Here is a 16,096-nt window from a genome sequence, read left to right on the forward strand (position 1 = left end):
CAGGGGCCTGGAGCGACCTGTCAGGGGATAAAGATGTCTACAATCAACGATGTATCACGTCTGGCCGGGGTGTCCAAAGCCACGGTATCACGGGTGTTGAGCGGGTCGCGCGGCGTGAAGGAAGCCAGCCGCCAGGCCGTACTGAAAGCAGTGGAAGAGCTGAACTACCGGCCAAATGTGATTGCCCAGTCGCTGCTCAGCCAGTCTACCGGCTGTATCGGCGTCATTTGCGCCCAGGACAACATTAACCAGACCACCGGTTACCTGTACGCGCTGGAAAAACACCTCAGCCAGCACCAGAAGCACCTGCTGCTTCGCTTCGCCAACACCAAAGCCGAAGTCATGAGCGCGCTGGATGAACTCTCCTGCGGGCTATGCGATGACATTCTGATTATTGGCGCCCGTTTCCCGCTGCAGATCGATCAGGAGAATGTCATCCTGGTGGATTGCATGGAAACCAACAACGTCAACAGTATCCAGTATGACCATGCGTTTGCCGCGGAAACCGCCTGTAACTTCCTTGCCAGCCAGGGGCGACGCCAGATTGCCCTGATCCACCCGCACGGCAGCGGTTTTGCCGATCAGGTGCTGCTGGGCTACAAGCATGGGCTGGAAAAGAACTTCCTGCCGTTTAATCGCAACCTGGTCTTTATGGACGCCACGTCATCCTCCGTGGCCCTGCAGGAGCTGCTCAATAACGCCAGCACCGTTAATTTCAACGCCTTACTGGTGGCCGACGAACAGGAAGCACAGCGGGTAATCCCCCAGCTGCAGGCGTTCAACAGGTCAGTCCCGGGGGATATCATGGTCTTCAGTCTGGCGGGGTCGCTGCATCTGCCGGGCATTCCGACTATTCCGGCGATTGAATACTCGATGGATGCCATGGCGGCACGTATCGTCACCTGGCTGAACGAGAAGACCCAGATGCTGGGTTCGTATGTGCTGCGCGGGGATTTAATTATTCCGGATGTGCGACGCTAAAAAATTAAGGGGGCTGCAGAGCCCCTTAATGCCTAATCAGTAATCCTCCATGCAGTCCACCTGGCTCACGGCATCCCAGTAACCTTCCTGGTTGTTCCGCTCCATCGCCACGACCGCATTTTTGACCAGCATCTGATTGGCCTCAGAGGCCATGATCATCTTCTGCCACTCTTTATCACTTTGCTTGCGTTGCGGGGCACAGGCTTTTTTCACATCCTTCAAAACCGACTGTTTCATTTGTTCTAATTTTACCGGGTCGTTCAGTTCCTGAGCATGAACGAAGGCGGCAAAAAGCAGGCAGACTACCAGGCAAAACAGGTGCGCTGACTTCATGGAAACCTCCGGGAAAACCACACACGTTTATGAAATATATCGTTACATCCGAATTTTTGACCCAAGCCGAAAGTATTAATTTTGCCAATAGTTGCGCTGAGGTATGAATAAGCGTAGCCGCAGAATTTGCCGGACAGGCAAGACCAAAAGAAAAATCTGTGATGACAGGCGACAACCACGCAATAAAGGGTGATGCTGTTCGCAAAGGCAATTTGGCATTGATTGCACTTACAATTTTTAGCGCGTGTTACGCCAGATTTTGATGTTTTTATCGGCGGCAGAATGTGGGATAGTCGACGTGCAACGTAACGGGAGAATGATATGCAACTGAGTATTACCGACACTATTACTGGACAAGATCAGGAAGAGTTAGAGCAGCAGTTGCGGGTCTATAACAGCCAGTTTATTGATTTTTCCCGCGTGGGGAATGATATCGCCGTGTATGCCCGCGATGAGGGCGGCAAAATGCATGGCGGGCTTATCGGCAACCGTCAGGGTGAGTGGCTGAACATTAAATACCTGTGGGTCAGCGACGAAAAGCGCGGCAGCGGGCTTGGTCGCCAGCTGATGCAGGCCGCCGAAGGCGAAGCCAAACGCCAGGGGTGCCGCCACGCGCTGGTGGATACCTTTAGTTTCCAGGCGCGTCCGTTTTATGAGAAGCAGGGCTATCAGCTGGAGATGACGCTGAACGATTTCCCGTATGCGGGGATCCAGCGTCACTACCTGTCGAAGGCGCTTTAAGCGCCAATACCGCTACCGATCACCGCCAGCGCATGGCGCACGACGCTGTCAGGCGAGAGGGTATGTAACCTCTCGTCATTCCGCATCCGTGAAAAGGGCACCAGCACCAGGCTTAACAGGGTGGTGAACAGCAGCTCGGGCGCCAGATCGCGGTTCAGTTTTCCCTCCTGCTGCCAGCGGGCGATGGTCTCCAGCATCGCCTGATATTTTTCATCGCCAAACCGGGCCTGCAGATGCGCCCGCAGCACCGGCATTTCCCCTATCACCTCCTGCATCCACAGCGGCGCGAACCAGCGATGCTCGACGGCCAGATCCGCCAGCTTTTTCACCATCAACGTCAGGGCAGTGACCGGATCGTCCGGATGGGCGCTGAAAAGCGTCGCGATGGCGCTACGCAGCGGCAGAAAACGCTCCTCGATCATCGCATCCAGCAGTTGCTCCCGGGAGTTGAAGTAGTAATGCAGCATCGCCGGCGTTACGCCCGCCTCTTTGGCAATGGCGTTGAGGGAGGTGCGGGCAATCCCCTGACGCGCAAAGAGATCGAGGGCGATATCCAACAGCTGTTCCCGGCTGGTGGCGGTGGGTTTGCTTCCGCGCGGACGTCCCGGGCGGCGGGCCGGTGGCGTGGGCTCAGAATTATCTTTATGTGCTGACATGCGCGGAGGATCCCTTGACCTGATTCATAACTTCATTAAATATTAATTACCCAATTAATTAATTTCAAGCGGTGTTTTATGGCGTCCGATTCGACAACGCAAACCAAAAACGCGCCCTCCATACGGCTGCTGTTCAGCGCGCTCCTGCTGGTGATGCTGCTTTCGGCCCTCGATCAGACCATCGTCTCTACGGCGTTGCCCACCATTGTGGGTGAGCTGGGCGGGCTGGATAAGCTCTCCTGGGTGGTGACGGCCTATATCCTGAGTTCCACTATCGTGGTGCCGCTGTACGGCAAGTTTGGCGATCTCTTTGGTCGCAAAATCGTGCTGCAAATCGCGATTGTGCTGTTTCTGGTGGGCTCGGCCCTGTGCGGGCTGGCGCAGAACATGACCCAACTGGTGCTGATGCGCGCCCTGCAAGGACTTGGCGGCGGCGGGCTGATGGTGATCAGCATGGCAGCGGTCGCCGACGTCATCCCCCCAGCGGATCGTGGCCGCTACCAGGGGCTGTTCGGCGGGGTCTTTGGTCTCGCGACGGTGATCGGCCCGCTGGTCGGCGGTTTTCTGGTGCAGCACGCCTCCTGGCGCTGGATTTTTTACATCAACCTGCCGCTGGGGCTGTTTGCCCTGCTGGTGATCGGCGCGGTCTTCCAGGGCAGCGCGAAGCGCAATAAACATGAGATCGACTATCTGGGGGCGATTTACCTCAGCATGGCGCTGCTGTGCATCATCCTGTTTACCAGCGAAGGGGGCACGGTGCGCGAGTGGAGCGACCCGCAGCTGTGGTGCATTCTGGCCTTTGGCCTGACGGGCATCGCCGGATTTATCTACGAAGAGCGGCTGGCGTGGGAGCCGATTATTCCGCTGTCGCTGTTCCGGGACCGCAGCTTCCTGCTGTGCAGCCTGATTGGCTTTATTATCGGTATGTCGCTGTTTGGCTCGGTGACCTTCCTGCCGCTCTATCTGCAGATTGTTAAAGAGGCCACCCCGACCGAGGCCGGGCTACAGCTGATCCCGCTGATGGGTGGGCTGCTGCTGACCTCGATTATCAGCGGCCGCATTATCAGCCGCACCGGGAAATACCGCCTGTTCCCAATCATCGGTACCCTGCTGGGGGTGGTTGGCATGACGTTGCTCACCCGGATCACCATTGATTCGCCGGTCTGGCAGCTGTACCTGTTTACCGGCGTGCTGGGGGCGGGGCTGGGTCTGGTGATGCAGGTCCTGGTGCTGGCGGTGCAGAACAGCGTGTCCGCGGATCAGTATGGGGTGGCGACCTCCGGCGTGACCCTGTTCCGCTCCATCGGCGGGGCGATTGGCGTGGCGCTGTTTGGCGCGGTCTTCACCCAGGTATTGCAGTCGGGCCTGATGGCGCGGATACCCGAGGGCACCGCACTGCCGCGGGAGCTGAACCCTGTTGCGATTCACCATCTGCCTGACGCCCTGCGTCTCGACTATCTGGACGCCTTTGGCTCCGCCATTCATGCGGTATTCCTGATGGCCGCAGGGATTATGGTGCTGGCCTTTGTGCTGTCGTGGTTTTTACGCGAGACACCGCTGCGCAAGCGGGAGGCGTAAGGTTAGCGATTCCGCTAATTGTTGCGAGTCGCTTTCCGAATCTGAACGGCCAGGCTTGTCTTCCTTAACGGTGCTGGCGCATGCTTTGAGCTGGTCAATAAACCAGCAGAGGTTGCAATGGAACGCAAAGCAAAACTGTTCAAAAAGGGACGAAATCAGGCAGTTATCCTTCCCGATGAGTTCGCGTTTGATACGGAGAGTGTCTGGATCCGGCGGGATGAGGAGGGGAATGTCGTTTTGAGGACAATGTCAGAGAAAGAAAAGCACAGGGAGAATTTTTTGCGTTTGCTGAAGCAAACGCAGGTTCCTGATTCATTCCTGAGCAAGGAGGAGCGCAATCAGAGCTATACGACAAGAGATCCTTTTGAAGGATTATAGAAATGCTGCTTATGCTGGACACAAACATAGTAAGTCACCTGGTGAGGCAACATCCTGGCGTGGTCGATCACTATTCCCGAATAGCACCAGAAGAGATGTGTATATCAAGCGTAACGAAGGCTGAACTGCTTTATGGCGTCGCCAGAAAGCAAAGTCATACATTGCATGAAACCATCTCGGAATTTCTTAAAACCATCACCATTTGCGACTGGGACAGTGACGCCGCGGCAATCTACGGCAAGCTACGTGCCGAAATGGAAAAGCGCGGGAAAGTAATGGGCGATCTCGATCAGCTTATTGCTGCGCATGCGCTCAGTCTGGGCACGACGATTGTGACTAACGATCGTGCCTTCGGGATGGTGCAGGAACTGACTATCGAGGATTGGACCACCGCAGCCTGAGCCTCAACGCCCGGTGGCGCTACGCTTACCGGGCCTACGATACTGGTGCTGGCCTTTGTGCTGTCGTGATTTTTGGGCGAAGCCGCGTTGCACAAGCGGGAGGGGTGAGAATGCAAAGAGAGATAAATTAGATCTTTTAAAAGCCATTAAGATATCTAAGGAAACAACACTCTTTAGCATTACCAGAGTAACGACTTTAGAGTGTTGTCAGAAAATGATGCGCATGTAGCTCAGGATTTTATATAGTACTGACGACTTAAGTTACGATTCACCTCTGGCTTCGATTCTGACTTCGCCAATAGTAAATATAATTTCTGCAGGAGATACTCTCATTGATGTTTCATCTGCTATAGCGCGTGCTTTGGTTATTGCTCTGTCATTACCAATAACTGGAATGCCTTCACACCATGTCAATCTAAGCTGACCTCTTTTGGGATTGTTTGAGGGGGTTGTAATGCTATAGCCCTGTTCACCGTTTGCTACTACTTTTAATCGCCAGGTTGTTCCATCATCGGTGAAGCCGATGTCGATACGATCTCCTTTTTTGAACCTTGCCCGAGACATAATATCTTCAGGGATCCTAATCGTCATAAATCGAACTAATTGGTTGTTAATTCTACGACAAATCTGAGTAATACTCAGATTATTTGTTACAGGGAGGCGCCCGGCTTTACCTGATCTGTTTTTAATTATTTCACTCACCGATATAAACTCAATGGGTTTATGATCTTTCATTCCACTTTCCTTAAGCCAATTTAATTGTTTCATACATGAGTACCTAACAGGGATTTCATAGCAAAAGGTTAGCCCTATAATATTTTAAATTATTGAGTTAAATCAAAAGGATTTCTATGTGTTAATGTTTTTATTACAGGCATAATATTCTTTAATATCATCCCTTAATACATGTGGTGTGTAATATCATTATTATTTATTTTATTCCACTATTCCTTATTAGCCTGCCTGTAACGTACATCATTCCTTCTTACTTTTCTTGCGTGGGGGGCAGTCGTTTATAACTTATCCTTCTTATTGATGCCATTTCGTTTTTTAGCCTGCCGCTGCGTTGCCGATATAGTCGATAAAACAGTTATCAAAAGGATATGACGGGTGAAACTTCGATTGGGTGCGCTTCTCCTCGCTGGCCTGCTGCTGGCGGGCTGTGATCAAAACGGCAGCGATGCCAAACATATCAAAGTCGGCGTGATTAACGGTGCCGAGCAGGACGTGGCGGAAGTCGCCAAAAAAGTGGCGAAAGAGAAGTTCGGCCTTGATGTCGAGCTGGTGGGCTTTAGCGGCTCGCTGCTACCAAACGATGCGACAAGCCACGGCGAACTGGATGCTAACGTCTTCCAGCATCGTCCGTTCCTGGCGGAAGACAACAAGGCACATGGCTACAAGCTGGTGGCCGTCGGTAATACCTTTGTGTTCCCGATGGCGGGTTATTCCCGCAAGATCAAATCGGTGACGGAGCTGAAGGACGGCGCAACTATCGCCATCCCGAACGACCCGACCAACCTGGGCCGCGCGCTGTTGCTGCTGCAAAACGAAAAGCTGATCGCCCTGAAACCGAACGTCGGTTTGCTGCCAACGGCGCTGGATATCACCGCCAATCCGAAAAAGCTGAACATTATGGAGCTGGAAGGGGCGCAGCTGCCGCGCGTGCTGGACGATCCGAAAGTGGATGTGGCGATTATCAGCACCACCTATCTTCAGCAAACCGGGCTCTCGCCGGTGCATGACAGTGTCTTTATCGAAGATAAAAACTCGCCGTACGTGAATATCGTCGTGACGCGGGAAGACAACAAAGATGCGGAAAACGTGAAGGAGTTTATTCAGTCGTATCAGTCGCCAGAAGTGGCGAAGGCGGCAGAGACAATCTTTAACGGCGGGGCAGTGCCGGGCTGGGAATAGAATAAATGCGGGGCGCTAGCGATCTTCCCGGCAATGCCAGAGGTCGAGAATATAGAGCGTAGTGCCCCGTGAATTACTCTTTTTTCAGGCGTGCTACCCATTCCAGAATCTCTAAGTGATCTACTACCCTTCCTGTATCGACATCAGCAAGGCCTGCTTTTATATCGTTATGCCTTTCATTTTGCGTTTCTTTTCTATGCGCCAGTTTAACGTTACTCCGGTCACTAATGATATGTTTAACATGCGATTGCATGGCTGACCTCGCTTAATCACCGTAAAAACTTTAAGAAAGCTAACATAACCTAGCTGACCTCCTATCAGGAACCGCACCCAATAAAATTGGCCCGATCCCATCGCTGAATGCCCTTTTGCCCACATCCTGTCGCCTGCCCTCCGGCTATGCTTTTCGCATACTAACCGGAGAACAGCCCATGAACATTACCCACATTCGCAACGCGACGCAGCTCATCACCTACGCCGGAAAACGCTTTCTGATTGACCCGCTGCTGGCACCCAAAGACGCTTACCCTGGTTTCCCCGGCACCGCCCGGGCGGAGATCCGCAACCCGACGGTGGAGCTACCCTGCGCGGTGGAAAGCCTGCTGGATGTCGATGCGGTAATCGTCACCCATACCCATGCCGATCACTGGGATCAACACGCCATCGAGCGGATCGCCAAAGAGATGCCGATCTTTGTCCAGCACGACGATGACGCGCAGCTGCTGCGCAGCCAGGGCTTCCGCAATCTGACCGTTTTGACGGACAACACGCCGTTTGGCGCGATCCAGTTGAGCAAAACCCACGGCGGTCAGCATGGCACCGACCGCGCTTACGCGGTGCCTGAGCTGGCGGAGATGCTCGGTGAGGCGTGCGGCGTGGTGTTTCGCCATCCCGACGAAAAAACGCTGCTGATTGCAGGCGACACTATTTTGCGTCCGCAGGTGGCCGACGAACTGCAAAAGCTGCAGCCGGATGTGGTGGTGCTTAATGCCGGGTACGCGCATGTGATCGGCTTCGGACCTATCATCATGGGCGCGGAAGATGTGCTGAATGTGCACTTCCTGCTGCCGCAGGCAAAACTTGTCGCCGTCCATATGGAGGCGATCAACCACTGCCTGCTGACGCGCAGTGCACTGCGGGAGTATGTGGATGCCAACCAGATGGGTGAGGCGGTGATCATTCCCCAGGACGGGGAAAGCGTTATAGTCTGAACAGCATCAGGGCAAAGGAGAACAGTGTGAAGCTAACAACAGTGGCGATTGTCGCCGTCGACGGGTTCAGCCCCTTTCACTACTCCGTGCCCTGCATTTTGTTTGGCGATAGCGTATCGGGTAAAAAGCGCTTTAACGTGACGATCTGCGCCGAAAACCCAGGGTTATTGACCTCCCGGGAGGGTTTCGCCCTCAATGCCACGCACGATTATTCCGCCATCAGGCAGGCCGACATCGTGGTGGTACCTTACTGGGCTCATGTGCTTGAACGCCCGCCGCAGACGTTACTCGACAGCCTGGTGCAGGCCAGAGACAACGGGGCGGAAATCGTCGGCCTGTGTCTGGGATCGTTTGTTCTCGGATACGCGGGCATTCTGGACGGCAAACGGGCGGCGACCCACTGGGAGTTCGAACGCCAGTTCCAGTCGTTATTCCCGGCGGTACAGCTGGATATCAATGCGCTGTACGTCGATGACGACAACATCATCACCTCTGCTGGCACGGCCGCTGCGCTGGACTGTTGCCTGTATATCATCCGTCAGCGCTTTGGCAGCGTAGTCGCCAACCAGATTGCCCGGAGGATGATTGTGCCGCCGCATCGCGAGGGCGGACAGGCGCAGTTTATCGCCCAGCCGGTGCCGGAAACGACCCGCGATGCGCGGATTAACAATCTGATCGACTATCTTCAGCATAATATCAGCCAGCCGCTGAACCTGGATGCGCTGGCAGAGAGCGTGGCGATGAGTCGCCGCACGCTGACCCGCCATTTTATGAAAGCCACCGGAATGAGCGTCGTCTCGTGGATCACCGCCGAACGCCTGCGGCGTAGCCAGCTGCTGCTGGAGAGCAGCAATCTGCCCGTTGAGGCGGTGGCGGAGCAGGTGGGGTATCTTTCCGCCGTGACCCTGCGCCAGCAGTTTAAGGCCCGCTTTGGTGTCAGCCCGGCGGAGTGGCGTAAAACTTTCCGCACGCAGAGTCAGGCCGGGTAGCGCAACATTTACCCCAGCTTCTCCATCCTCGTCTCCCCTTCCACCATCGACAGCTGATACAGCGAAAACGATCGGTGCTTTTCAATCAGCGTCGCCAGTTCCGGCGAGTGGCTGGTGAGCCAGATCTGCGAGTAACGGCTGGCCTCGGCAATCAGGCTCGCCAGCGCGGGCAGCATCTGCGGATGCAAGCTGTTTTCCGGTTCGTTGAGGGCGATAAACGCGGGCGGACGCGGGCTTAACAGCGCCACCGCCAGACAGAGAAAACGCAGCGTGCCGTCGGAGAACTCCGCGGGCTCCAGCGGTCGGCTTAAGCCTTCGCGCTGCATCATCATGCGAAAACGCCCCCCGGTATTGTCGCTGTAAAACACGCAGCCGGGGAAGGCCTGGTCGAGGATGCGCATCAGCAGCAGCTCATCACCGATCTCGACGATGGTCTGAAAGGCCGCGGCCAGGTTTGCACCGTCGCTGGCCAGCACCGGGGAGCGGAACCCCACCTGCGGGGCACGGATCGCCGAGCCGGATGAGACGGAAAACTCATGATAAAAGCGCCAGTTACGCAGGGATTCGCGCATCTGCGACACCTCCGGATAGAGGTGCGGCTCACCCAACTGCCCGAACACCGATTCGTTCTCGTACAGCGTGCCGCTGTGGGTCACCTTTTCGTGATGCACGTTATTGAGAAACACGGCCTGATTCTTGCGCTTCATCAGCTGTGACGACGGGCGTCGGTGCTGGCCGCTCAGCCAGATGGACTCCTCTTTGATCACCGGATCGAGCTGAAACTGCGAGGGATAAGGCAGCTTCTCGACAAAGCCCACCTGCAGTTCATATTCGTAGGTCTCTGTTTCCACCGCCAGGCTCATGCGCCGGAGCTGGTCGCTACGGGTTTTACCTGCCCAGAAGACCTTTAAAATCCCGCCCTCATTGGCCAGGGCCTGGGAAAACTGCCCCTGCGCCGCGCTGTGCATCAGGTGGATCGCCTTGTAGATATTGGATTTCCCGGTGCCGTTCGGGCCGAAAACGATATTGAGCTGCTGCAGATCCAGCGACAGGTCGCGAATCGAGCGATAGTTTTGAATGTGCAGGGTGTTGATCATCGGCGTACCCACTTTTGCGGACTAAACCTGTACAGAGTTACAGTGTTTCAGGCAAAGTGCAAAAAAAAAGACGACAGTGAGGTGTCGTCTAAACGGGGTAGTGCTTCGGGCCTCTCAGGGTCAATGGGGCCTCGCGTTTGACATTCAGATTACGGCCAGACGCAAACCCAGATCGTCAGGATAGGGATCAAAGTAGTTTTGCGTCATCAGATACCGGTCAGGGTATTCGGCCAGATAATGTTTCAGCAGCGTGAGCGGGGCGAGAATGGGCAGTAATCCGTCACGGTAATGCAGGATCACGTCGCGCAGTTCACCGCGCTGGCGGCTGTTCAGTTGGTTACGGAAATAGCCCTGAATATGCATCAGGACGTTAGTGTGGTTTTTCCGCGAAGCCGGTTTACTGAGGATCAGCATCAGTTTTTCGCGGTACGCCTCAAAGAAAGCGTCCAGGTCTTCCCACTCGTGCAGCGAGGCGACGAACGGCCCGATCTCGCGGTAGCCCGCCTGATGGTGCGCCAACAGCTGGAGTTTGTACCGGCTGTGGAAGTCCAGCAGCGCGCGACGCGTCAGGCCTTGTGCCCGCAGCGTATTCAGCTCATGAAGAGCGAAAACCCGCTCGACAAAGTTCTCACGCAGCACCGCGTCGTGCAGGCGTCCATCTTCCTCCACCGGCAGCCACGGCCATTTTTCAAGCAGGGCGGCGGTGAACAGCCCGACACCCTCCTTGCGGCCCGCGTTACCCTTTTCATCGTACAGCCGCACGCGCTCCATGCCGCAGCTTGGCGATTTGGCGCAGACGATAAATCCGCAAAGATCGCCCATTTTCGGCACATAACCCGCCGCAAAATCGGCCATTTTTTGGGTAACGTCTTCATGAGGCGCTTTGCTGAAGCGCATCTGGGTTTCACCGCTGGCGGTCTTCGTCAGACGCAGAGCCGGACGAGGCGTCGGTAGGCCGATCGCCATTTCCGGACACACAGGCCGGAAATTGACCCATTCGGCCAGCTCATCCATGACAAAGCCCATACGCTTATGCCCGCCGTCGAAGCGAACGGCGGAACCGGTCAAACATCCGCTAATACCCAGCACAGGTTTCGTTGTCATGATGTGCACCTCCAGAGTCATACTCTAAAAGTTACACAAAATGATTATTTTGTCCAAGTATTGACGAATATATTTTTTATTTTGTATAGATATCAGCAGCTTTTAGCTGCCCTTATAGGTCGAGTAACCGTACTGGCTCAGCAGCAACGGAATGTGCAGTTTTTCGTTGGTGCGGGTGACGGTAAACAGCACCGGGATCTCCGGGAAGAATGACTCCAGCTTGTTGCCGTGGAAGTACTCTGCCGTTTTGAAGGTCACTTTATAGACGCCAGGCTGCATATCCTGATCCGCCGGGTAGAGCGACTTGATGCGGCCGTCCTGGTCAGTTTTGCCGCTGGCGAGCGGGGTCCATTTATCCTGCTGCTGCTTTTCCAGCGTAACGGTCACGCCAGGTGGTGGCGTGCCGGTTTGCTGGTCAAGGATATGCACGCTCAGGGTGCCGGCAGGGGCGGCGCCAAAGGCGACAGGGGCAAAGGCCATGGAGGCGAGGATCAGCAGAGGGGCAGTCTTTTTCATCGTGTTTTCCTGTGGAGTGATAAGTCACAGGAAAACGTTAGCATTTGCCGCGCAGGAAAATATTCAACTTTTCGTGAAGATTCCCGCAGGAGAAAATAATCAGAGGATAATCACCTCAAGGGCAACCTGCTGCTGCCACTGTTCCACCTGTTTTCGGCGCACGGCGGTGAGTTTACCGCTGGTGACCAGCAGCCACTGGCGGTCCGGGAAAATCTCCGGTGCCAGCGCGGCAGGGGGAATGGGCAGCAGGTTGATGCGGTGGCCCTGGCCGGTGCGGGCTAAGGCTTCGAGCCAGATTTCGCACGGGTCGTTCAGGTGCCAGCCGCTGAGCAGGAGGTTGTCGCCCGGCGCTTTTTTATCGGCTTCAAGGCAAAACGAGGTGTAGGCGATGATGATGCCATCGAGGATCTCGCGCAGGGTCATGGCGGCGGGAACGTTGGCCGAGACCAGGCTGCGCAGGGGACGTAACACGTTCACGACCAGCTCCGGGCGCGGATACTCGCGACCTGCATCGTAAATCATCTGGCGCAGGGATTCGATTTTGCCGGCCTGCAGACGTTCCAGCATGGTCTGCTGCAGCGTTTGCCAGTTGTTGGTCCGGCCCGGGGCAGGACGCTCCAGCAGCGGCTTTACCTGGCCTATCGGGACGCCTTTTTTCACCCAGTCGAGGATTTTTAACGCCTGCTGGACGTCCTCGTCGCTGTACTGGCGATGACCGCCCTCGGTGCGCAGCGGCTTGAGTAAACCGTAGCGACGCTGCCACGCCCGCAGCGTGGTAGGGGTGATCCCACTAAGTCTGGCGAATTCGCCAATGGAGTATGCCATGTCTGCGTCCGAAGAGGATTAATCTCAATATTCTACGAATATTTTCCGATGGGATGAAGCGCCAGAGCGCTGCACTACACTTTAATTCCAAACGTGCAAAATGACAGGAGTTCTCATGAAACTATGGCCCGTTGTTACCGGTGTTGCCATTGCGCTGACCCTGGTGGCCTGTAAATCCCCTACGCCACCGAAGGGCGTGCAGCCGATAACGAACTTTGACGCCAGCCGCTATCTGGGCAAGTGGTATGAAATCGCCCGTCTGGAAAACCGCTTCGAACGCGGTATGCAGCAGGTGACTGCCACCTATGGCAAGCGCAGCGACGGCGGGATCAGCGTGCTTAACCGGGGCTATGATCCGGTGAAACGTAAATGGAGTGAGAGCGAGGGTAAAGCGTTTTATACCGGCGAGCCAACCACCGCAGCGCTGAAAGTGTCGTTCTTCGGCCCGTTCTACGGCGGTTATAACGTGATCAAGCTGGACGATGACTACCAGTACGCCCTGGTCAGTGGCCCGGATCGCGACTATCTGTGGATCCTGTCGCGTACGCCAACCATTCCGGATGCGGTGAAGCAGGATTACCTCAATACCGCGCGCAGCCTGGGCTTCCGGGTTGATGAGCTGGTATGGGTGAAACAGTAAAGATCGTGCTTTTGTCCTGGGGAAATGTGCGGGCAGGGGAATAGACTTGCGTCATGGGCACACGGGAGATGACATATGCACTGGCAACCCTTTCGCGGCACCGCGCCGACCACCATGACCCTCTACAGCGCGTCCTTTCCCGATGTCAGCGACAACTGGCCGATGAAAGACGAAGTGACGCGCGAGCTGAACGCCGTCGATCGCGCCTTAAAAGCGGACCCGCAGCTGATGCCGCCTGTTATCGAGAAGGATGCCAATGGCGAGAAGAGGATAAAGTGCCAGCATCAGTGGTCTGAAGAGGCCTTTGCGACACGGCCCGCCGTCGTCGCCTGGCGTACCCGGCTGGTGCCGACGGCGCTGGCCCTGTACGCCATCCAGAATCCGCTGGATGAACATCTCCCCGACGGCACCCGGATGGACAGCCGCAGCCGCCAGTGGTTTATCCACGCCAACGATGCCATCGGCATCCGTTCCCGCGCGAAGGTGCTCTCCGTGCTGGCGGAACAGTACCTGCATAACGACATCGACAACGTCTGGGTCAGTCTCGCCAGCGGGGCGGCCGTCCCGGTGCTGGAGGCGCTGCGCGGCGCCCATCTGGACGGGCAAAAAGTGCATCTAACGCTGGTGGATTACGATCCCGTCTCCCTGCGCTGGGCAGAGAAAATGACCGCTGCCGAAGGGCTGAGAGTAGGGGAGCAGGTGACCATATTGCAGCGCGATCTGAAAGAGAGTCTGATCCACAGCGATAAACTGATACAGGAGCTGGGCGAAGGTAAGGTCGAGCTGGTGGACGCGCTGGGGATCTTCGAATACTTCAACGACACAGAAGCGGTGACTTTCCTGAAACATGTCCTGCGCCTGATTAAACCCGGCGGGGCGCTGATTATCTCGAACATGCTCACCAGCAGCCCGCAGATTGATTTCGCCCTGCGCTGTATCGGCTGGACGCCCATCTTCCCGCGCACCTTGCAACAGATGCAGGATATTCATCTCGCGGCAGAGATCCCGGCGGAAAATGTCACGGTGATCGTGCCGAAAGACGGGGTGTATGCGGTGATGGAGGTGCGGGTTTAGGTTTCCTCTCCCGTTGGGAGAGGGTGTGGGGAAAATTCGCTATCACCCTTTCAACTCGTCGCGCAGCATTTGCTGGCGCGTTTCCTGAATTATCTTATCGGCTGCTGTTTGGATGCGCTGTTGGCTTTCTGGCGATCGGAAAGCTATCAATTCATTCAAAGTATTCAATTTACTCTGTTCGGGTAGGGGGAATGTGTTGCTGATAGAATGATCTGTCATTACCTTTATCGTCCTTGTTTATAAGTGCATGGCTAAGCTTGATATTGTTCCGTTATCTTATGATGATCGCATTATGAAAATCGAAACTGCAGTTCCCTCACACTTTGAACGTCTCGTCGCGATCTGGGAGTCCTCCGTTCGTGCTACTCACCACTTTCTGCAGGAGAGCGATATTGCGGCGTTACGCCCGTTATTACTCAACGCTTATCTACCAAATTTAAACGTTGTTATAGCCCGGGATGAAACCGGCGCCATTCACGGCTTTTTGGGCGTGGACGAAAACCGCATTGAGATGCTGTTTGTCGACGATGCGAGCCGGGGAAAAGGCGTTGGCTCGCTGTTGCTGAAGTACGCCATTGACCATCTCGGCGCTAACGAGGTGGACGTTAACGAGCAAAATCCGCAGGGCGTTGGGTTTTATCAGCATATGGGGTTTGTGCAAACCGGGCGATCGGAGCTGGACGGGCAGGGCAATCCGTTCCCGTTGCTGCATATGCGGTACGAGGGTTAACGCCTGCACATACTGCCCCCTCGCCCCTTCGGGGAGAGGGCTGGGGTGAGGGGAAACACACCGCAACGCCGGGTGGCGGCTTCGCCTTACCCGGCCTACGAAACCTGCATGGCGCGAACGTTACGCAGCGGCGAGCGCACCTTCAATGCCTTTCAGCTTCTGCTGCGCCTGCCTTAACTCTTCTAAAAGCTTTTTCTCATGCGGGTTGTGCGCCATCACCACGATGCAGCCATCCATGACTTTCACTGTGACTTTATCCCCAGTATCAAACCCCGCCGCACGCAGCCATTTGCCGGAAAGGATCAGGTTGGGCGTACTGCGATCGAGACCTTGCGGGCGATATCCCACAATTAATGTACGCTCAGTTCCGGTTGCGGCGGTGTCTGGGGTAGAATGCGAATCAGCCATAATCAACTCCTTGATAGTTGGTGAGGTTAGCTCTCGTCGGGTATTGCGAGTACCGGGCGAGGGCGTTTCGACTCAGGTTATCCTGTGATAAGGTACGTACCTGAATGGTTAGATTTTGCTCTCACAGGTACGTACATGTCAACAGCTAAACGCGATCCAAATCAGTCAAAATCCGGTAAAGCACCGACTTTTCAGATTCGAATTACGCCGGAGTTGAAGGCGCAGTTTGAGGCTGCGGCTAAGGCTGAAGGGATGAGTTTGGGGAATTGGTTGAAAAGTTTAGGACGCAAGGAATTAGAATATAAAAAATCAAAATAATGTAGAAAATAATGATTACATTATTAAACAAAAATAGTGTGCCCCTGCTGGTGTGTCTGTAACAGAAAGTAAAGGAACATAAACGTTAGTTAAGTCAATGTTCGTAGCACTACCCACTTTCAATACCTTCTGTTCTTTTTACCTAAGTAAAAAGTATCTGCCAAAAACTCAAATAACCGATGAAAAAGCCTCCTGAATTTTG

At 55.0% G+C, this 16,096-nt stretch carries 22 protein-coding genes; 12 read left to right on the forward strand and 10 right to left on the reverse strand.

Features of this window, described 5'->3' with window-relative positions; translation table 11 throughout:
* Positions 1-33: 33 nt before the first annotated feature.
* Entirely contained in the window at positions 34-981 is a 948-nt protein-coding gene (locus tag SOM40_RS00275; protein WP_166181050.1) for a LacI family DNA-binding transcriptional regulator, read from the forward strand.
* A 36-nt stretch (positions 982-1,017) separates the two neighbouring features.
* On the opposite strand, the gene SOM40_RS00280 is transcribed toward SOM40_RS00275, so the two are convergent.
* Positions 1,018-1,314 (reverse strand): YicS family protein, encoded by a 297-nt coding sequence (locus tag SOM40_RS00280; protein WP_106995601.1) that lies wholly within the window; start codon positions 1,312-1,314, stop codon positions 1,018-1,020.
* Between the two features lie 321 nt (positions 1,315-1,635).
* Here SOM40_RS00280 and SOM40_RS00285 point away from each other — a divergent pair, with 321 nt between their 5' ends.
* Positions 1,636-2,055 (forward strand): GNAT family N-acetyltransferase, encoded by a 420-nt coding sequence (locus tag SOM40_RS00285; RefSeq protein WP_106995602.1) that lies wholly within the window; start codon positions 1,636-1,638, stop codon positions 2,053-2,055.
* On the opposite strand, the gene SOM40_RS00290 is transcribed toward SOM40_RS00285, so the two are convergent.
* Positions 2,052-2,711, reverse strand: coding sequence for a TetR/AcrR family transcriptional regulator (locus SOM40_RS00290; RefSeq protein ID WP_106995603.1), 660 nt, complete (start codon positions 2,709-2,711; stop codon positions 2,052-2,054). The two genes, SOM40_RS00285 and SOM40_RS00290, sit on opposite strands and share 4 nt — an antisense overlap.
* 78 nt (positions 2,712-2,789) lie before the next feature.
* On the opposite strand from SOM40_RS00290, the gene SOM40_RS00295 reads away from it, so the two are divergent.
* From SOM40_RS00295 to SOM40_RS00305, 3 genes are all read left to right on the forward strand, one after another.
* Complete coding sequence (locus tag SOM40_RS00295; protein ID WP_320530820.1) at positions 2,790-4,289, forward strand: MDR family MFS transporter; 1,500 nt, start codon at positions 2,790-2,792, stop codon at positions 4,287-4,289.
* Between the two features lie 117 nt (positions 4,290-4,406).
* Positions 4,407-4,667, forward strand: coding sequence for an antitoxin (locus tag SOM40_RS00300; protein ID WP_106995605.1), 261 nt, complete (start codon positions 4,407-4,409; stop codon positions 4,665-4,667).
* Between the two features lie 2 nt (positions 4,668-4,669).
* Positions 4,670-5,068 carry a type II toxin-antitoxin system VapC family toxin gene (locus SOM40_RS00305; RefSeq protein ID WP_320530821.1) on the forward strand — a complete coding sequence of 133 codons (399 nt, stop codon included), beginning with the start codon at positions 4,670-4,672 and terminating at the stop codon, positions 5,066-5,068.
* Between the two features lie 261 nt (positions 5,069-5,329).
* Here the strand turns inward: SOM40_RS00305 and SOM40_RS00310 are convergent, their stop codons facing one another.
* The gene (locus SOM40_RS00310) at positions 5,330-5,803 is read right to left on the reverse strand and encodes a hypothetical protein (protein ID WP_320530822.1); all 474 of its coding nucleotides are present in this window, start codon (positions 5,801-5,803) and stop codon (positions 5,330-5,332) included.
* 375 nt (positions 5,804-6,178) lie between these two features.
* On the opposite strand from SOM40_RS00310, the gene nlpA reads away from it, so the two are divergent.
* The gene (nlpA, locus tag SOM40_RS00315; protein WP_225759885.1) at positions 6,179-6,982 is read left to right on the forward strand and encodes a lipoprotein NlpA; all 804 of its coding nucleotides are present in this window, start codon (positions 6,179-6,181) and stop codon (positions 6,980-6,982) included.
* Between the two features lie 73 nt (positions 6,983-7,055).
* Here the strand turns inward: nlpA and SOM40_RS00320 are convergent, their stop codons facing one another.
* The gene (locus SOM40_RS00320) at positions 7,056-7,235 is read right to left on the reverse strand and encodes a CopG family transcriptional regulator (RefSeq protein ID WP_320530823.1); all 180 of its coding nucleotides are present in this window, start codon (positions 7,233-7,235) and stop codon (positions 7,056-7,058) included.
* A 178-nt stretch (positions 7,236-7,413) separates the two neighbouring features.
* On the opposite strand from SOM40_RS00320, the gene SOM40_RS00325 reads away from it, so the two are divergent.
* Positions 7,414-8,193: an MBL fold metallo-hydrolase gene (locus SOM40_RS00325; RefSeq protein WP_320530824.1), complete on the forward strand. Its 780-nt coding sequence runs from the start codon at positions 7,414-7,416 to the stop codon at positions 8,191-8,193.
* 26 nt (positions 8,194-8,219) lie between these two features.
* Complete coding sequence (locus SOM40_RS00330; RefSeq protein ID WP_320530825.1) at positions 8,220-9,182, forward strand: GlxA family transcriptional regulator; 963 nt, start codon at positions 8,220-8,222, stop codon at positions 9,180-9,182.
* A gap of 8 nt (positions 9,183-9,190) precedes the next feature.
* On the opposite strand, the gene SOM40_RS00335 is transcribed toward SOM40_RS00330, so the two are convergent.
* The 4 genes from SOM40_RS00335 to SOM40_RS00350 form a co-directional block, all read right to left on the reverse strand.
* On the reverse strand, positions 9,191-10,279 hold the full coding sequence (locus SOM40_RS00335; protein WP_320530826.1) for an AAA family ATPase: 1,089 nt from the start codon (positions 10,277-10,279) through the stop codon (positions 9,191-9,193).
* 144 nt (positions 10,280-10,423) lie between these two features.
* The gene (locus SOM40_RS00340; protein WP_106995613.1) at positions 10,424-11,383 is read right to left on the reverse strand and encodes a YbgA family protein; all 960 of its coding nucleotides are present in this window, start codon (positions 11,381-11,383) and stop codon (positions 10,424-10,426) included.
* Between the two features lie 102 nt (positions 11,384-11,485).
* A complete protein-coding gene (uraH, locus tag SOM40_RS00345) occupies positions 11,486-11,899 on the reverse strand; it encodes a hydroxyisourate hydrolase (protein WP_106995614.1) in 414 nt (137 codons plus the stop codon).
* Positions 11,900-11,998: 99 nt separating this feature from the next.
* Positions 11,999-12,724 carry a MerR family transcriptional regulator gene (locus SOM40_RS00350; RefSeq protein ID WP_225759882.1) on the reverse strand — a complete coding sequence of 242 codons (726 nt, stop codon included), beginning with the start codon at positions 12,722-12,724 and terminating at the stop codon, positions 11,999-12,001.
* Positions 12,725-12,839: 115 nt separating this feature from the next.
* Between SOM40_RS00350 and SOM40_RS00355 the strand changes: the two genes are divergently transcribed.
* Entirely contained in the window at positions 12,840-13,364 is a 525-nt protein-coding gene (locus SOM40_RS00355; protein WP_320530827.1) for a lipocalin family protein, read from the forward strand.
* 75 nt (positions 13,365-13,439) lie between these two features.
* Complete coding sequence (locus SOM40_RS00360; RefSeq protein ID WP_320530828.1) at positions 13,440-14,438, forward strand: class I SAM-dependent methyltransferase; 999 nt, start codon at positions 13,440-13,442, stop codon at positions 14,436-14,438.
* Positions 14,439-14,480: 42 nt separating this feature from the next.
* On the opposite strand, the gene SOM40_RS00365 is transcribed toward SOM40_RS00360, so the two are convergent.
* On the reverse strand, positions 14,481-14,657 hold the full coding sequence (locus SOM40_RS00365; RefSeq protein ID WP_320530829.1) for a hypothetical protein: 177 nt from the start codon (positions 14,655-14,657) through the stop codon (positions 14,481-14,483).
* 73 nt (positions 14,658-14,730) lie between these two features.
* On the opposite strand from SOM40_RS00365, the gene SOM40_RS00370 reads away from it, so the two are divergent.
* Positions 14,731-15,168, forward strand: coding sequence for an acetyltransferase (locus SOM40_RS00370; RefSeq protein ID WP_106995619.1), 438 nt, complete (start codon positions 14,731-14,733; stop codon positions 15,166-15,168).
* A gap of 120 nt (positions 15,169-15,288) precedes the next feature.
* Here the strand turns inward: SOM40_RS00370 and SOM40_RS00375 are convergent, their stop codons facing one another.
* A complete protein-coding gene (locus tag SOM40_RS00375; RefSeq protein WP_320530830.1) occupies positions 15,289-15,576 on the reverse strand; it encodes a SymE family type I addiction module toxin in 288 nt (95 codons plus the stop codon).
* 135 nt (positions 15,577-15,711) lie between these two features.
* Here SOM40_RS00375 and SOM40_RS00380 point away from each other — a divergent pair, with 135 nt between their 5' ends.
* On the forward strand, positions 15,712-15,894 hold the full coding sequence (locus SOM40_RS00380) for a toxin-antitoxin system HicB family antitoxin (protein WP_320530831.1): 183 nt from the start codon (positions 15,712-15,714) through the stop codon (positions 15,892-15,894).
* The last annotated feature ends 202 nt before the right edge of the window (positions 15,895-16,096 follow it).

The sequence above is a fragment of the Leclercia sp. CFBP8987 genome, from assembly GCF_034044995.2.
In the GTDB taxonomy this organism is placed as follows: domain Bacteria; phylum Pseudomonadota; class Gammaproteobacteria; order Enterobacterales; family Enterobacteriaceae; genus Enterobacter; species Enterobacter tamurae.

Bases quoted from the DNA above. Each gene is read 5' to 3' on its own strand.
- SOM40_RS00275 (WP_166181050.1), top strand. From the start codon at position 34: ATGTCTACAATCAACGATGTATCACGTCTGGCCGGGGTGTCCAAAGCC.
- SOM40_RS00280 (WP_106995601.1), bottom strand. From the start codon at position 1,314: ATGAAGTCAGCGCACCTGTTTTGCCTGGTAGTCTGCCTGCTTTTTGCC.
- SOM40_RS00285 (WP_106995602.1), top strand. From the start codon at position 1,636: ATGCAACTGAGTATTACCGACACTATTACTGGACAAGATCAGGAAGAG.
- SOM40_RS00290 (WP_106995603.1), bottom strand. From the start codon at position 2,711: ATGTCAGCACATAAAGATAATTCTGAGCCCACGCCACCGGCCCGCCGC.
- SOM40_RS00295 (WP_320530820.1), top strand. From the start codon at position 2,790: ATGGCGTCCGATTCGACAACGCAAACCAAAAACGCGCCCTCCATACGG.
- SOM40_RS00300 (WP_106995605.1), top strand. From the start codon at position 4,407: ATGGAACGCAAAGCAAAACTGTTCAAAAAGGGACGAAATCAGGCAGTT.
- SOM40_RS00305 (WP_320530821.1), top strand. From the start codon at position 4,670: ATGCTGCTTATGCTGGACACAAACATAGTAAGTCACCTGGTGAGGCAA.
- SOM40_RS00310 (WP_320530822.1), bottom strand. From the start codon at position 5,803: ATGAAAGATCATAAACCCATTGAGTTTATATCGGTGAGTGAAATAATT.
- SOM40_RS00320 (WP_320530823.1), bottom strand. From the start codon at position 7,235: ATGCAATCGCATGTTAAACATATCATTAGTGACCGGAGTAACGTTAAA.
- SOM40_RS00325 (WP_320530824.1), top strand. From the start codon at position 7,414: ATGAACATTACCCACATTCGCAACGCGACGCAGCTCATCACCTACGCC.
- SOM40_RS00335 (WP_320530826.1), bottom strand. From the start codon at position 10,279: ATGATCAACACCCTGCACATTCAAAACTATCGCTCGATTCGCGACCTG.
- SOM40_RS00340 (WP_106995613.1), bottom strand. From the start codon at position 11,383: ATGACAACGAAACCTGTGCTGGGTATTAGCGGATGTTTGACCGGTTCC.
- uraH (WP_106995614.1), bottom strand. From the start codon at position 11,899: ATGAAAAAGACTGCCCCTCTGCTGATCCTCGCCTCCATGGCCTTTGCC.
- SOM40_RS00350 (WP_225759882.1), bottom strand. From the start codon at position 12,724: ATGGCATACTCCATTGGCGAATTCGCCAGACTTAGTGGGATCACCCCT.
- SOM40_RS00355 (WP_320530827.1), top strand. From the start codon at position 12,840: ATGAAACTATGGCCCGTTGTTACCGGTGTTGCCATTGCGCTGACCCTG.
- SOM40_RS00360 (WP_320530828.1), top strand. From the start codon at position 13,440: ATGCACTGGCAACCCTTTCGCGGCACCGCGCCGACCACCATGACCCTC.
- SOM40_RS00365 (WP_320530829.1), bottom strand. From the start codon at position 14,657: ATGACAGATCATTCTATCAGCAACACATTCCCCCTACCCGAACAGAGT.
- SOM40_RS00370 (WP_106995619.1), top strand. From the start codon at position 14,731: ATGAAAATCGAAACTGCAGTTCCCTCACACTTTGAACGTCTCGTCGCG.
- SOM40_RS00375 (WP_320530830.1), bottom strand. From the start codon at position 15,576: ATGGCTGATTCGCATTCTACCCCAGACACCGCCGCAACCGGAACTGAG.
- SOM40_RS00380 (WP_320530831.1), top strand. From the start codon at position 15,712: ATGTCAACAGCTAAACGCGATCCAAATCAGTCAAAATCCGGTAAAGCA.